The following is a 15,313-nucleotide window of genomic DNA, read 5'->3' as shown; positions in this document are numbered from 1 at the left end:
CACCGGTTAAGGTGAACCCGCCGGTAAGGCGCCCGTTCGGTGCTATGCGGCCGGTCTTCTGAGGGCTTCGTCGATCAGCCTGACCAGCCGGGGCGGCGACAGCGGCAATTCGAGGCATTCGATGCCGAACGGCGACAACGCGTCGGCGACCGCATTGATCACGGCAGCCGGCGCGATGATCGCACCACCTTCGCCGACACCCTTAAAACCGCCTTCGCTTGCGGAAGGGGTTACGATATGGTGGAATTCGATTTCCGGCACGTCGTACAGTGTGGGGAGCAAGTAGTCCTTGAAGGTGACAGTGGTCGGGTTACCGGCGCTGTCGAAGCAGATTTCCTCCAGCAGCACACCGCCGATACCCTGAGCGATGCCCCCTGCGATCTGTCCCTCGACGATTGCCGGGTTGATGATGTTCCCACAATCCTCGCTGGTGATCCAGCGCAGCACCGAGACCTGCCCCGTCTCGATATCCACCTCGCAGATGCAGACATGAGACGCGTTAGAGAAGATGGCCGGGCCAGGCGGGCGGTAGCGATATTGTACTTCCAGGCCAACATCCATGTCGGCGGGCAGACGGTCCGGGTCGAAATAAGCAACGTTGGCGATTCGGACGAGCGACATCTCGGTCTCGGGCACGCCGTGCACCCGAGCCATTCCCTGCTCGAGGTAGATGTCATCGGGGTTGGCGTTCAACATGTGAGCCGCTATCCGCTTGACCTTGGTCTTCAGAATATCCGCGGCGCGCAGTGACGCACCCCCGCCGGCCACAGCCTGACGGCTGCCGCCTGCGCCGACGCCGAACCCACCCTGGCTCGAATCGTCTTCGTGAATCGTCACGTCATTCATCGGCACGCCTAGCGTATCGGCGATGAGCTGAGCCATCGTCGTCTCGGTTCCGTGACCCTGACTGTGGGTGCTGATCACCGCAGTGACCTTGCCGGTCGGTTCGATTCGGATTTGCGCGGTGTCAGATGTCATGACGCCGAGCGGCATTGTCGTCGGCTCGATGTAGACCGCCATGCCAAGGCCAAGATAGCGCCCCTCGGCTCGCGCGGCGGCTTGTTCCGTGCGGAATGCGGCAAGCCCGGTCGCTTCCAGCGCCTGCTCCAGCGTCTCTGCCGGCGTAACGTCTCGCAGCGAAATCCCGGTCGGAAGTATCAGCGGAAGTTCGTGGCGATGGATGACGTTGCGACGACGCAATTCTTCAGGGGCGATACCGATCTGCCGCGCGGCCTTGTCCATCACCGTCTCGCGGCCAATCGTCTCCATTAACCACGGCCCGCGATAAGCGCCCAGGCCAGGCGTGTTCGAATACCAACCGCGCCCTTCGAAGGCATATTTGGGGAGTCGGTAAGGGCCCGAAAAATACATCCCCGCCGCCACGCCGGCGTCGATCATGGTGGGCCACGCTCCGGCATTTCCGTCGAAGGAAACATCGGCCGCCAGCAGCCTCGCGTCCTTGTCGAATGCCAGCTTCACCGTCATTTCCTGCTCACGCGCTTGGCACGCCGAGGTAAGGTTCTCTAGGCGGTCCTCAATCCAGCGGACCGGGCGGGACAGGATATAGCTTGCCGCGACGACAGCGCATTCCTCTCGCCCCGGCTGGACCTTGAGGCCGAAGGCGCCGCCAACATCTTTCGAGATTACTCGGAACTGCGTCTCGGGCAGATTGAAAGCCATGGTGAAGTAGCGTGCCGCCATCTGCGGGCTCTGGCAGGACAGGTGGATGATCATGTCCGCCACCCCTTGGCGGGACGCAACCACTCCTCGTGTTTCCATTGGGGATATCGCCTGGCGCTGGTGGCGCACCGTACCCACGACGACATGGGCCGCAGCGGCGAATACCGCCTCGATCTCGGGATCGCGAGGCAGAGCAAAATGCTCGCCGACATTCGAGCCCAGTTCGGGATGGACCAACGGCCCGGAGGCGGCATCCGCGATAGTGATCACGGGATCCTCGATCTCGTAATCGATCATTACGAGTGATGCCGCATCTTCAGCGATGTAGCGATTTTCGGCGATGATCATGACTATGGGATCGCCGACAAAGGCGACGCGGCCTTTTGCGAGCAACGGAGTGTCTGGCATAACCGTTTCGGGGGTCGCGAACAGGCTGTGGACGCGACATGGCACTTTTTCGAGATCGTCTATGGTGAAGATCGAGTGCACACCGGGGATGGTCCGGGCGGCTGAGAGATCAATGCCGCGAATCCGCGCTTTGGCAACCTCGCTGCGAACGAAGGCGACATCTAGCATGCCAGCCAAGGTGATGTCCGCAACGTAAGTACCCCGTCCGGTCAGTAGGCGCCGATCTTCCTTTCGAGCGATACGTTGACCCGTGAAACGCGCAGCCTGGACGCCGGTCGGGGACGCATTCATGCCATATCTCCCCTCGCAACCTCCGAACGCCGACCCTCGCCGTTAAAGCGGGCGGCGATCGGCCTAAACCTGCTTCCAGCGACGGCATTCATCCGGTCATCCGCAATTCGTTCAAACAATTGACAGCCAGGTATGCAATGCCGCAGCACTGCGGGATCATTCAGGGCAATCCACACGGCGTCCCGGGCCGCAGCAATGAACTGCTGGCCTGACATCTCCATATGATTTCCCTTCAGTCCATGCAGGTGACAGTACTGCCCAAGGCGGCGCAACGCGAAACCGCGATGGGCCGCCAGGCATTTTCAATCGGAACCTGACGCGAAGGCTAGCTACGGATCTTACGTTCTAGGTACCAATCAATGGCCCGCCATGGCTCCGAAGGGCACCTTGAGTTCGACACCAATCACTCGTGGCTCGGCAACGTTTCCGAGGCCGATGCCAAGCGAGGCGACATTGAACGTGCGTGACTCATAAATCTGGTTGGTCAGGTTCCGACCGTAGACAGAAAGCGAGATGCCACTATTCTTTTCGGTCAGCGTATACCTCGCGCCCAGCAGGGTCACATCGCGTGAGTAACCCAAATAGATGATGTTCCCGGTACCGTCGCGAACCGGTTGCCCGTCATGCTGCTTGTCCGTGAAACTGAGATCGACCCGCAGTTGTCCGCTGAGGCTTTCGGAAAACGGCGTGTCAAGATTCATGCCGACGCGCCAGGTCCACGGCGATACATTCTGTACATACGTGAGATCGGGCACTGTGGGATTTTTGCTCTTGGCGTCTAGATAGGACAGGCCGGCATCGAACGACAGCCATCCCGCCGGCTTTGCGATCATTTCCAGTTCAAAACCTTTGACCGTGCGAGTGCCGACGTTGGAGGTGATGGTAGTCACCGCTCCGTTCGTCGGCGAAACGCCATTGACCGTCTGCTGGGCGTTGCTTGCCTTCGAGTAGAACACCGCCAGATTGGTCCGCAGAGTCCGGTCAAGCCAGTCGGCCTTCACACCCAGTTCGTAGTCAGTCACGATTTCCGGTTTGAAGGCCCCGACCACCTCGGGCGCGTTAATACGCGGATTGTAACCGCCGGCACGAAAGCCGCGCGAGGTCCGGACGTAAATCGACTTGTTGGGCTGGAACTCGTAATTAATCGCTCCGGTGTAGCTCCATTCGCCAACAGACTTGCCCTTCTGGACAATGCTGCAGGGGCCGACGAATCCAAGATTCGGGTTGGTAAGACCGTTGGCGGCAGTATAGGTGCAGGTGCTGGGCGTGCCGTTGGCAAAACGGTCAAAAGAACTGGCAGTGAAGTCGCGCTTGTCTACCGAGTATCGGACACCGGCGGTGAACGAAAGTTGGTCGGTGAACTTGTACGTGCCTTGGGCGAATGCGCCATAGGAAAGGTTTACTGCATCTGCGCGGACATCAGTTCCGCGCCCGGGGTAACTAAGTGCGGCAAGAGGAATCGTCTGGTCCTGTGAAAAAGGCGTTTCCCTGAAGTAAATCCCGCCTACGGTCCAGTCGAGCCGGTCTCCCAAGGCCTTGCCGTTCAGGATAAGCTCCTGGGAGAACTGCTCGTTGCGACTCAACTGACGGCCGTCCAGGATGGTGAACTGGGTGCCATCGACATCGTAGAGATAATTTGCCTTGACCCGGCGATAGGCAGTAATCGATTTCAGGGTGGCGAAATCGAGGTCAACGTCGATGTTTCCCATGACGCCCCAGGTCGTCACGTGGCTTGTCGGCATCGTAGTACCGCCTACGTAGGCAAATTTGCCTGTCGCAGGATTGAACGTGTAAGTCGAGGCATCGACGTCACGAAGGTCCGATCCGACCACTCGCGAACCGTGCGGCGACACTGTCCGGGCAAGGACGGCGGCACCACCGACAGGGTTGAAACCGAGGCCAGATTCCAGGCCGACTTCAAGTGCGGTAAACAGCCCTGCCTGAGGAACAAAATACCGCATGAAGTTGGGCAGGCCGCCGGCGTCGATTTTGGTGTAATCGCCCTGTAGCAGCACGGACACCCGATCGGTAGGATCCCACTTCAGCGCGCCGCGCATCGAATAGGTCTTGTCCGTATCGATCGGCTTGCCGGTGACGGAATTCGTGGCATATCCGCCGGTCTTACGCGTGTACTGGCCTGCAAAACGCGCGGCCAGGGTTTCGCCCAGCGGTACGTTGAGAACGCCCTCCAGCGTGTAGCGATCGTACTGCTCGTATGATCCCTTAGCATAGCCGCCGAAATCGTGGGTTGGCTTGTTCGAGATGATTCGGACAGCGCCGCCGGTGGTGTTCTTGCCGAACAGGGTGCCTTGCGGACCCTTAAGCACTTCGACCCGCTCGACGTCGACGAGATTGACGAGCGACCCAGCGGAGCGGGCGACATAAACGTCATCAAAATAGACGCCGACCGACGGATCGATCGTGGGAGCGGTGTCGGACTGAATCTGGCCACGAACCTGGAAAACTGCGTCGCCAGGCTTGAACTGCGGATAGATCTGGACGCCCGGGGAAAGCCGGGAGACGTCCGAAAGGTTCACGATGTTAGAGCGCGCAAGGTCATCCCCCTGAATCGCGGTGATGGCGATGGGAACTTTCTGCATCGATTGCGACTGTCGAGTCGCAGTCACCACTATGTCAGCAATACCCGACGATTCCTGCGGTGCAGTCTGATTGGCTTCCGCGCTTGCGCCTTGCGAAGGCACAGCCTGTGCAAGGGCCTGCCCTACAAAGGCTGTACTGGCCATTACCGCAACAGCTGCCACTGTACTGCCAAGACGGATTTTGGACTTGCTCACGACGCTTCCCCTCCCGATTCGTTTATTGATTACTTCACCTACGGCTAGACCAAGGTCGCTCCGCCTTCAATACCATTTCTGAATTTAAATTAAAAAAAGTGGCCAAGCCAAAAAATGGCACACTTGCTCGTTCGGTGGGGCATGATCGCAAACGGAGAAAGGGCAACGATTCGGGGCGTAAGACCTCAGTTCCGAAGCAATATCGATCTGAATGGCTACGGATGGCTGATATCTGCGGAAGGAGAGCCGTCAGCGCGACAAAGCAAGAAACTGGATTTGAATTCCCCGTAAAAATGTGGACATCACGGGATGAAGGAATATGAAGTGATCGGAGAGCCGACCCAGGCGAGCCAGAGGGAGAAAGGTATGGCTGCGGTCTGTGAACGAGCGACCGTCACGTCCGGCGCGGCTGCCGTCTGGTCGATCTCCACTTCCCCTCCAGGGACGCAGTCGAGCCCGGCCTTTAGCGTGACCGGGTGATGTGAAGCCCGTCCAGGATGACGTTGCCAGGTTCCTTGGTCCAGCCGATGTGTTTGTCGGCAGCCAATACGATTTTGCTCCCAGCCCACCTCGAACAATTTGAGGAAGATCATGTCACGCACACTCAAGGTCGGCGTCATCGGCGCCAATTGGACGCTCAATTTCCATGCTCCGGCTTGGCGAATGCTGCCCGGAGTGGAAGTCGCCGCGGTTTGCACTTCGCGCGAGGCGACCGCTCGCGCAGCAGCCGAACGAGCAGGCATCGAACGCGCCTACTGGAACGTCGAGGATATGGTCGCGGATCCTGACCTCGATATCATCGATGTCGGGACCAAGCCGTCACAGCGGTACGACATGGTGATGGCTGCATTGAGCGCAGGCAAGCATGTCTACAACTGCCTGCCGTTTGCGACTTCGACCGAGCGGGCCGAGGCGATGCGGGATCTTGCGCTCAGCAAGAACCTGGTTGGCGTCGTGGATGCCCAATGGCGTTGGACGCCCGCAATTCGGAAGATGAAGGAAATGATCGACGAGGGCGCGATCGGGAAGTTCTTCACGGCCACTATCCATCTGCAGCTGCCGCTCTACGTCCACGATGGGTTTACCTATACCCTTTGCCATATGGGCGGGGGCGGCACGCCTTACCCCTGGCTGGCGGAGAAGGCGAGCGGTGCATCCGCATGGCGCAACTTCGGCAGCCACACCATTCTCTGCCTGCTGTATCTGTTTGGTGAGGTCGAGGAAATCATCGGAGCTTCGGACATCTTCGTGAAGGAACTCAACTTCGAGGATGGCTCGGTCCTGCGACCGCAAACGCCCGATTTCGGGCTGGCCATGCTGCGCTTCCGTTCAGGCGGTCTGGCAAACATCAACGTCAGCTGGGCGATGGCCGATGCCCCCGGGTTCTATCTGGACGTTTGCGGGTCCGCGGGCCGGCTCGTCGCCCGCGATCCCGGGTTCTGCGATACGACAACCACCTTGCACTATGGTCAGCCAACCGTCGAACCGTCGGGGGTAGAGGTCGATATTCCCGAGCGTTTCTACGAAGTGCCGGGCACGAACCTTTCGAAGATCAATTCACCACCGTTCATGGCACCGATCGGCAATCTCTTCGCCGACATGGTGCGGGTTATTCGCACCGGCTCCGGCGATGGTTCGCCTTCCTTCAGCGATGCCGCGCATGCGCATGCGGCAGTCGAAGCCGCGGTGCTCTCGGAAACGACCAGAAAATGGGAAAAGGTGGAGAGACGTCGATGAGCAGGCTGGTGGACCGTGCCGCTCTTTCGGGCAAGGTCGCGGCGGTGCTCGGCGGCGGCTACGGGATCGGGACCGCCATCACACTGGCGTTGGCTGGCGAGGGAGTCGCTGTCTTCATCGGCGATGCTGATGAAGACTCGCTCGAGGCTACGCGGGGAGCCGCGGAAGCGCTCGGCGTGAGGGCCGAGGCCGCGCTGTGCGACGTCACCGAGCAAGGCGCCGTCGAACGGTTTTTCGCAATGGTCGGCGAACAGGCGGAACGCCTAGATATCGTGGTCAACGTGGCGGGTGGAACGCGGCGGCGGCGGTTCGAAGACGGCGACGCGGCCCAGGACGTGAAAGACATCCAACTCAACTTCGGATACGTTATCCAGTCCGTGCGCGCGGCCTTGCCACTTCTGCGCCGTAGTGGCGAAGGCGCAAGCATCGTAAATTTCACAACAATCGAAGCCCACCGCGGCGCTGCGACTTTTTCGGTCTACGCCGGGGCGAAAGCTGCGACCACAAACTTTTCCCGGGCCATGGCGGTCGAGCTCGGTGCCGAGAACATACGCGTTAACTGCATCGCTCCCGACACCACCGCCTCGCGCGGCAATGTCGAAGCACTCGATCCGGACACGATTGCCAAGATGATGGACCTCCCCGACGGCGTCATGACCCAAGGGCTCGAGATGTACATTCCGACCAAGCGGGCTCCCACCACCGATGATCTCGCCGATGCAGTGCTATTCCTGACATCCGGACTTTCGCGCTCCATTACCGGAACCACCGTCCATGTCGACGGCGGCACAAGCGCGTCGCTGGGCTTTCTGGATTGGGCGCATGGAGATGGTTTCGTGCCTACCCCTCTCGCGGGCTCAGCATATCGCATGTTCGGTGAAGCCTAGAATGGCATGGGGCTCGGGGCACCACGCTGGTCGATCCCGTTGCAGGCTGGTGGCGATCCCAACGACATCTTGCTATTTCTCCGCCTTGATGCCTGAGAAAAACACGTTGGCCATCTGCTCGCCGAGAATTTCGGCGGAGGAGTTCTGCGGCCGCGCCCACTCCACCGCCCATTGAATCGATCCGACGATCGTAAGCCGCATCACGGCCGCATCGACATCGGCGCGAATTTCCCCTTGCGCCTGTCCTTGCCGGATGATGTCGCGCCAGATTTCGAAATACTCACGCAAGATCGTTCGATGGCGATCGAGAATGGTCTCGGGAACCTGAGGATAGATCTTGTTGAAGGCTATATTGTAGCTGTCTCCAGCGAGGAGGCTGGTGAGTTGCGCCGTGATCGCAGTGCGCAGCTTCTCAAAAGTTGTGGCATCGCTTCTGAGAGCCTGGAGTGCTTCGCGGACCAGAGAAACCGACCTTTGGGTCGAAATGCTCAGCAATTCCTCGACGAGCGCTTCGCGGGAGGCAAAATAGTAATAGATACCTCCAGCATGGGACTGGGCTTCGCGAGCCACGTCGATGAGACGTGTATGCGCATAGCCGCGCTGGGCGAAAACCCGCGCTGCGGAATCAAGTATGCGTTGACGCGTGAGTTCGGATTTCGTGGCGTCGCTCAAGGGCTTCTTGGATTTTTTGACGTTGGCAGATGCAGGCATGGACAACCCTGTGAAAAGCCGGAGCGGACGAATTCTGACTGACCCATACGGTGATGGTGCCGCTTCGCAACCTTGTAAAGAATTTGAATGGGGATTTGATTGTCGGCTCGTTAGAATAGATTGAGAGTTCGCTTCCGCATCGGGTCCGGCTGTCCTGCAGAGGCATGCCGGTCATCGGATAAAACGGCTGCCCCCCTCTAGAAAGGTAAAGGCCATGGCCAAATCGATCGATTACTCGGGACAAGTTGTGATCGTTACCGGCGCGGGTGGCGGTCTTGGCCGTGCCTATTGCAAACTGCTTGCCTCCCGGGGTGCCGAAGTCGTGGTGAATGATCTGGGCGGGAGCACGACGGGCGAGGGCGCCTCGCCCAGCCTCGCCGATGATGTCGTGAAGGAAATCCGGGCCGCCGGCGGACGGGCAATTCCGAATTATGATACTGTAGGGACCGAGGCCGGCGGTGAAGCGATCGTTGGCGCCGCGATGAACGCGTTCGGCCGCGTCGATGCACTCATCAATAACGCAGGGAACCAGCGAAACGGCCGTTTTGGCGAACTGACCGCCGAAGACATCGAGGCGGTGCTCGCCGTTCACCTGAAGGGCGCGTTCTATTTGGCGCAGCCCGCGTATCGACAGATGGTGCGCCAGGGCTATGGCCGCATCGTCCTGGTCAGCTCGCAATCCGGTATGTTCGGAAATCCGCTGCGCGCCAATTACGGTGCCGCCAAGACGGCAATGATCGGACTGATGAACGTGATCGCCCAGGAGGCCCCTCCCGGAATTGTGGTGAACTGTTTGTTTCCCAACGCTTCCGGAGGGCGCCTAGGCGGTCAGCCCGGAGACGTCCGGTCCGATGGCGAGTTTATCGCCGCAGCAACGGAGCGTTCACGCCAGTTTGCCGAGGGCAACGACCCTTCATTCGTTGCGGCTCTCGTCGCCTATCTCGCGAGTTCTGCCTGCACGTTTTCGCAGCATATGTATTCAGCACTTGGAGGGCGATACAGCCGCCTGTTCGTTGGGGCTAGCAGGGGGGTGGTACCATCCAGGTTCGACACCGCCATCCCCCGAGGACATCGCGGGACATCTCGCGACGATTGACGATTTGGCGGAATACGACGTTCCCTTAAGCGGGATCGCTGAGATGGACGGTGTCATCGCCGCGAAGGCCAGATGGCAGGCTTCGATCACATCACCCGAAGGATGAACCTGCTCTACGGGCCTGTCGAGCGCTTCCCACGGCCTCGCGCGTTTAATTTCGGTCGTTCGGGCCCGACTTCCGCGTCCTAATTCTCGCGTGCCATTAATCCGCTCGTCGTCCGGAGAGGTGAATCGACGCCGCGCTCTCTATTTTCGTTGACGCCGGTCTCCAAAGCATATTTGAATGATGGATCAAAAATTTGCGCTTTTGGAGTCGGGGGTGTTTTAAGGCAGGGTTGCCGGCTCGAGCGCGCCTCTCAAGGAGGGCGAGCATATCTGCAAGGCGACCGTGTACACAAGTTAGTCCGCTTGGAGGTCGTTTTTAAGTAGCGTCGCGCCTTCGCGTTGACAGGTTAACGCAGTCTATGCCGACGATACTCTGACTGCAAATTTTGTGCCGAACGGTGAGCAAGGAAGTGTCATGAAATGGTTGATTGTGGCTCTGATCCTGGCGCTGAGTCCGGCTTCATCTGCTTTCGCGGCGGACGCTGGTCCCGCCTGTGAGGTGGCTGCGCAATATGTGCAGATAATCCAGCAGGGCAAGTACCAGGAAGTGGGAAATCTGTTCGCCGGCGACGCCGTGTTCTACAATCCACAGGGCCGTATTTTGCGGGGAAGAGCACCGATCAAGGCCTTTTATTCTGCCTTTCTCGGCGCCAGCACGCCAACTGTCCGCGCCGCCCGCTTTACTGAAGACCGCACCCACCGCGTCTGTGTGATGGAGCTTGAGACCCGTATGCATCAGGATGACAAAGGGCGGTGGTCCAATTCCGCAGACGGCAATTACACACTCAGCGCGATCGATCGGATGATGGTGAACGCGGACGGCAAGATCGCACATATGATCGTCTATCTGGCGCCCGCCACTCGCTGGCAGGACCGGCCGTGACGTGGATCGGCGCCTTCGCCTTCTTTCCAGCGATACTCGCTCCGATTTTGGAATTGTTCCGAATACGACTGTCTGACTGATCAGACGCAGCGGAGTTGCGACAACGTGCCGTGAAAATGACCGGAAGCGTACCGGCGCAATGGGGAGAGTTTATGCCTAGATCAGTGGAACCCGGTCGATTCCTTCATGAGCTGTTTGCTCTCGACGGCAAGGTGGCCTTGGTCACGGGCGCGGCGGTCGGGCATGGCCGTGCGATAGGGACCGGACTGCAGGCGGCCGGCGCGACTGTCTTGTTTGTCGATGATGAAGTTCATGCCGAGCGGCTCAACAACGCCGCCACCACCGCAGGGAATAGTGCAAGCGTAGTCGCCGATGTGCGCGATGCTTCCGCCGTGGAAGCATTGTTTGAGCGAGTGGCACGAGAGCACGGCAAGCTGGATGTCCTGGTCAATGCTGTAGTCGACAATCACAACCGTGACCTGCTGGAGATCGAGCCGGACGAATGGGATCGGGTCCAGGCAACCAACCTCAAGAGCGCGTTTCTCACCACCAAAGCAGCCGTGCCGCTGATGCGCCTCGCTGGCGGGGGGGCGCATTATCAATGTGACGACTATTGGCAGCATGCACCCCGTGCTGAATGGCAACGGAGCATATTCTTCTTCTCGAGCAGGCCTCAACGCGTTCACGCGCAACTGTGCACTCGATCTGGCTGCCGACAAAATCAATGCCAACGCCATCCTTTCCGGGGCGATCATCACCGAAATCATCGACACCAGCGAAAAGCGGACTGGGCCTGGCGCGGATCCGGAACGGCACATCGGCGGCTATGGCAAGTCGGAAGACCTGATCGCAGCCGCGCTTCTGCTTGCAGGGCCGGGTGGAAGTTTCATCAGCGGGCAACTGCTCGCCGTGGACGGCGGCTTCCAGGTCGCCTGACGCGCATTAGCGGAGAAGACGGTTATGCCTATATCGGATTCGACACTTCGCAGCCTGTTCGCCGTTCCCGATAAAGTCGCGATCGTGACTGGCGGCGGCTCTGGAATCGGCAAGGCGACATGCCAGTTACTGGCGAGCGCGGGCGCGAAGGTCGTCGTGTCCGACATTAACCTCGCCGCTGCAGAAATCGTGGCCGCCAGCATCGTTTCGGCAGGTGGGTACGCTGTCTCGGCCGAGGCCGATGTTGCCGACGAGGGCCAGGTCCAGGCCATGACAGCACAGGCAGTCGAGAACTTTGGCGGCATCGACATCCTCGTGAACAACGCAGCCTATCGCAAGAAGGCCGATTTCATGTCGATGAGTGTCGCCGACTGGGACATCATGCATGCCGTCAATGCACGCGGCTCGTTTCTTTGCACGCGCGAGGCGATAAAGGTCATGCAGCGTCAGGGGAAGGCCCGTGGCGGCGCCATCGTGAACATTTCGACTGTCGGGGCCGCCCATCCCACGATCTATTGGAACGTGCACTACGACGCATCGAAGTGCGCCGTGATCGGGCTGACCCAGAGCACGGCAGCGGAATTTGCCGCCGATGGCATTCGCGTCAACGCCGTTATGCCCGGCGGGGTCGATACGGAGGGGGCGCGCGGAATGCAGAACGACGACACCGGCTTTGTTCCGAAGGGGCCTATCATGATGCCGGGGCGGTTGCTGCTGGGAACCGCCCAGCCGATCCAGCTGGCCAGCGCGATTCTGTTCCTGGTTTCACCTGCGTCAAGCTACATGACGGGGCACACCATGGCGGTCGACGGCGGCTATTTGGTCGGATGAGCGGGCGAAGCGAATGAGCATCAACTTTGGACCCATCCGGCAGGTCGGACATGTCGTGCGGGATGCCGACGCCGCCATGAATTACTGGACCGGGGTGATGGGTGTCGGCCCCTTTTTTGTTTTGCGGGAGTACGAATTCCTCGATTTTCGCTATCGCGGGCGGCTATCCCTGCCTCCGGTCGTCACGCTCTGTTTTGCCTTTTCAGGCGACCTGCAAATCGAGTTGATCCAGCAGCATAACGATGCCCCAAGTTCTTACCGTGAATTTCTTTCCTCGGGCCGCGAGGGAATGCAGCATGTGTCCCCGTGGTTTGACGATCTGGCAGCATACGACGCGGCCCGCGCGCGGGCGCTGGCACTTGGCATGGCGATGGTGCAGGAATCGGCGAGCGGTATTGCACGGTTTTGTTATTTCGAGACAGGACGACCAGACGCACCCTTGTTGGAGCTGGCGGAGGCCCTGTTGCCCGCCGCCCGCGGAGTCCACGATCTGGCATATGCTGCCAGCCAGGGCTGGGATGGCAGCGAGCCGGTGCGGACGATTGGATAGTTTGTCGAACTCGAACCCTGAGCATGAAGATGAAAGCTGTTGCGACTACCGCCTACGGCGGGCCAGAAGTGTTAGCAAAGATAGATCGTAACGTGCCGGTTCATGGCCCGGGCGAACTGCGGATCGCAGTCACGGCGTGCGGCGACGCCGGGGGCGGTGGAAGCAAGATGGTGCTGCAATTGATGCGCGGATGACCCGAGTGTCAGATCGCAAACAGATACCCGAGGGGCGAACATGACTTCAATTCAGATACCGAGCAGTCTCGACGAGATCGACGCCGCGTTCATCGGCGGTCTCCTCCGTCAAGTTCATCCAGATGCCGAACTTACCGACATAGCCATCGAAGGCGAGATCCACGGCACCGCGACCAAGGCCCGGCTCGTCCTCACTTACAAACAAGCGGGTGGAGCTCCGCCGGTGGTGTGGATGAAAGCCGGTTACGAGCCGCACAGTTCAATGCTTGCGAGCGACGGCATCTATGCGCTCGAGCCGAGGGTCTATCAAGAATTGCTACCAATTTTACCGGTCACGGCCCCGCGCTATCACGGGGCTATCTTCGATGAACGCGCGGGGTCAGGGGTCGTCCTGATCGAGGACCTTGGGCCGACCGCCACGCTCAATACCCCGAGGTCGGACGTCTCGGTCGATGAAGTCAGCGCGATGTTGTCGATGCTCGCGAAGACCCATGCGGCGACGGCCGCGCCGGGCTGGTTGGAGGCGCGTCCCTGGATCCAGCCGAACTTTGCGGACTTCGGCGAGCCGGACAGCTACCTGACCTACATGGCAGCCCCGGCAACCCTGGAACAATACCTCGCCTTGCCGCGCGCCAAAGAATATCCGCCCGAGATGTTCAATCCTTCCGCACTTCATGCCGCGATCCAGAAGGTCAGCGACTGGGCGAGGAAGCCGCGCCAGCTGTGCATGATCCATGGAGATGCGCACGTTGGGAACAGCTACGTCACCGCGGGCGGTCAACCGGGATTGCTTGATTGGCAATGTGTCCGGCGTAGTGGCTGGGCCTACGACGTAACCTACTACATGGTTTCGGCGCTATCGACGGAGACGCGCCGGAACAGCGAGCGCGATCTGCTGCGAGGCTATCTCGACGAGCTGGCCAAGGCCGGAGGGCCAGCCCCCAGTTGGGACGAAGCATGGGAGGATTACCTGATCTGCCTTGCCTACGGCTTCGTCGCCTGGCTAACCAATTCGACTACTTTTCAGCCCGAGGATTTCAACGGAATAATATCCACCCGTTTTGCCTGGGCGATGGTTGATCACGGCACGATGGGAAAGCTTTGATCCGTACGGGAGCGCGCGGTGCCGAGGGCGGCTCCGGTTCGGCGGCTGGCGCGGTAAGCTGAAGGGTTCATGCCGAATTTAGCCATAAATACCTGGCGAAACGATGCCACATCGGCATAGCCTACCAACTGGGCGATCTCCGTAATCGAGCGGTTCGTCTCAAGCAGCATGCTGGCGGCGGAATCGACCCGCACCTGCTGGGCAAAGGCGCGCGGGGTATCCGCGCCGGCGGCACGGAAGCGGCGTATCAACGCTTGATGACTGACGCCGAGCTCCATTGCCAGATCGGCAATCCGGAAGGTACGGGTAAACCGTTCGCGGATCCATAACTGGGCGCGCAGCACCACCGGATCGAGCGCATATTCGGACTGTTGGCCTGGTCTCCCAGAAGGCTCGCGAAGCGCCAGGCTCTGGGCGACCGCGATCGAGAAGGCCTCGCCAAGCAGGCGCAAGACCAGCGCCGGGTTGTCCGAATCCGGCCCACAAGTCATGATCCTGCCCGAAACACTCATCGTATCGATATGATCGACCGGCACGGCCGGGAAAAGTTTCCGGAAAGTCGTAACCAGCCGGGGATGGAGCGTGACATGGCGGTCCGCGAGGAGCCCGGCAACCGCAAGATGAAATACGCTGGCTCCGCAGGCGCCGATGAGCACTCCGTCTTCGCCTCGCGCCCTGAGCCAGGCATGGAACGCTTCCATGCCGCGCAAATTGTCGATGATCATGTCCGGATCTACGATCTGGAAGGATGGCAAGTAAATCAGCCGAACATCGTCGAGTTGGGACAGCGGGCAGTCTGGACCCATTCGGCGGCCTCCCGACAGGGTGAGGGGACCGGGGAGCGGGCACGTCAGGCGCAAACTGGTGTGCATGCTGGCGTAGTTGCCAAGTGCGGGGTTCGCCACAAAGGCCTCACCCATCCTGGCATGCGCGTCAAGCATGGCACCAAGGCTCGCAAGATACGTGCCCGGAGACGCTACTATGGCAATTGTCGACATGAGCCTCGTGAAATTCACCCACTGGTGGCGAGAAGAATGCCCCTTGCTCCATCGGCCGGCAAGTGTTGAATTCAGCGTGGAATTCAAAAGAATCACTGTGAGAGGT

General features: G+C 59.9%; 14 protein-coding genes and 1 pseudogene. 9 read left to right on the top strand and 6 right to left on the bottom strand.

From position 1 onward, the window contains the following. Positions 1-42 precede the first annotated feature (42 nt). From KRR38_RS15125 to KRR38_RS15110, 4 genes are all read right to left on the bottom strand, one after another. Positions 43-2,379, bottom strand: coding sequence for a xanthine dehydrogenase family protein molybdopterin-binding subunit (locus tag KRR38_RS15125; RefSeq protein ID WP_217402884.1), 2,337 nt, complete (start codon positions 2,377-2,379; stop codon positions 43-45). Beyond that, positions 2,376-2,594 (bottom strand): CoxG family protein, encoded by a 219-nt coding sequence (locus KRR38_RS15120; RefSeq protein ID WP_254515407.1) that lies wholly within the window; start codon positions 2,592-2,594, stop codon positions 2,376-2,378. Before KRR38_RS15120 ends, KRR38_RS15125 begins: the two co-directional genes overlap by 4 nt. A 141-nt stretch (positions 2,595-2,735) precedes the next feature. Further along, positions 2,736-5,174, bottom strand: a complete 2,439-nt coding sequence (locus KRR38_RS15115; RefSeq protein ID WP_217402880.1) for a TonB-dependent receptor domain-containing protein — start codon at positions 5,172-5,174, stop codon at positions 2,736-2,738. Positions 5,175-5,476: 302 nt separating this feature from the next. Beyond that, the gene (locus tag KRR38_RS15110) at positions 5,477-5,815 is read right to left on the bottom strand and encodes a hypothetical protein (protein ID WP_217407533.1); all 339 of its coding nucleotides are present in this window, start codon (positions 5,813-5,815) and stop codon (positions 5,477-5,479) included. Here KRR38_RS15110 and KRR38_RS15105 point away from each other — a divergent pair. Continuing rightward, positions 5,766-6,911: a Gfo/Idh/MocA family protein gene (locus KRR38_RS15105; RefSeq protein ID WP_217402879.1), complete on the top strand. Its 1,146-nt coding sequence runs from the start codon at positions 5,766-5,768 to the stop codon at positions 6,909-6,911. The genes KRR38_RS15110 and KRR38_RS15105 overlap by 50 nt on opposite strands. Then, on the top strand, positions 6,908-7,798 hold the full coding sequence (locus KRR38_RS15100) for an SDR family NAD(P)-dependent oxidoreductase (protein WP_217402875.1): 891 nt from the start codon (positions 6,908-6,910) through the stop codon (positions 7,796-7,798). Before KRR38_RS15105 ends, KRR38_RS15100 begins: the two co-directional genes overlap by 4 nt. Before the next feature lie 72 nt (positions 7,799-7,870). Here the strand turns inward: KRR38_RS15100 and KRR38_RS15095 are convergent, their stop codons facing one another. Further along, positions 7,871-8,509, bottom strand: a complete 639-nt coding sequence (locus tag KRR38_RS15095) for a TetR/AcrR family transcriptional regulator (RefSeq protein WP_217402873.1) — start codon at positions 8,507-8,509, stop codon at positions 7,871-7,873. 214 nt (positions 8,510-8,723) lie between these two features. On the opposite strand from KRR38_RS15095, the gene KRR38_RS15090 reads away from it, so the two are divergent. From KRR38_RS15090 to KRR38_RS15060, 7 genes and pseudogenes are all read left to right on the top strand, one after another. Further along, positions 8,724-9,605: an SDR family NAD(P)-dependent oxidoreductase gene (locus tag KRR38_RS15090; protein ID WP_254514818.1), complete on the top strand. Its 882-nt coding sequence runs from the start codon at positions 8,724-8,726 to the stop codon at positions 9,603-9,605. A 520-nt stretch (positions 9,606-10,125) separates the two neighbouring features. Then, complete coding sequence (locus KRR38_RS15085) at positions 10,126-10,593, top strand: nuclear transport factor 2 family protein (protein WP_217402869.1); 468 nt, start codon at positions 10,126-10,128, stop codon at positions 10,591-10,593. A 116-nt stretch (positions 10,594-10,709) separates the two neighbouring features. Beyond that, a pseudogene (locus KRR38_RS37770) lies at positions 10,710-11,123 on the top strand (SDR family NAD(P)-dependent oxidoreductase); the annotation flags it as partial. A 100-nt stretch (positions 11,124-11,223) separates the two neighbouring features. Beyond that, on the top strand, positions 11,224-11,529 hold the full coding sequence (locus KRR38_RS15075) for an SDR family oxidoreductase (RefSeq protein WP_309141058.1): 306 nt from the start codon (positions 11,224-11,226) through the stop codon (positions 11,527-11,529). 24 nt (positions 11,530-11,553) lie between these two features. Continuing rightward, complete coding sequence (locus KRR38_RS15070; protein WP_217402865.1) at positions 11,554-12,360, top strand: SDR family NAD(P)-dependent oxidoreductase; 807 nt, start codon at positions 11,554-11,556, stop codon at positions 12,358-12,360. 13 nt (positions 12,361-12,373) lie between these two features. Beyond that, a complete protein-coding gene (locus KRR38_RS15065) occupies positions 12,374-12,910 on the top strand; it encodes a VOC family protein (protein ID WP_217402863.1) in 537 nt (178 codons plus the stop codon). 234 nt (positions 12,911-13,144) lie between these two features. Further along, on the top strand, positions 13,145-14,209 hold the full coding sequence (locus tag KRR38_RS15060) for a phosphotransferase (RefSeq protein ID WP_217402861.1): 1,065 nt from the start codon (positions 13,145-13,147) through the stop codon (positions 14,207-14,209). Here KRR38_RS15060 and KRR38_RS15055 read toward each other — a convergent pair. Next, complete coding sequence (locus tag KRR38_RS15055) at positions 14,185-15,150, bottom strand: GlxA family transcriptional regulator (protein WP_217402859.1); 966 nt, start codon at positions 15,148-15,150, stop codon at positions 14,185-14,187. The genes KRR38_RS15060 and KRR38_RS15055 overlap by 25 nt on opposite strands. Between the last annotated feature and the right edge of the window lie 163 nt (positions 15,151-15,313).

It is taken from the genome of Novosphingobium sp. G106 (assembly GCF_019075875.1).
Lineage (GTDB): Bacteria > Pseudomonadota > Alphaproteobacteria > Sphingomonadales > Sphingomonadaceae > Novosphingobium.
Note: the sequence above shows the minus strand (reverse complement) of the source record. Positions and strands in the feature narration are given on the sequence as shown.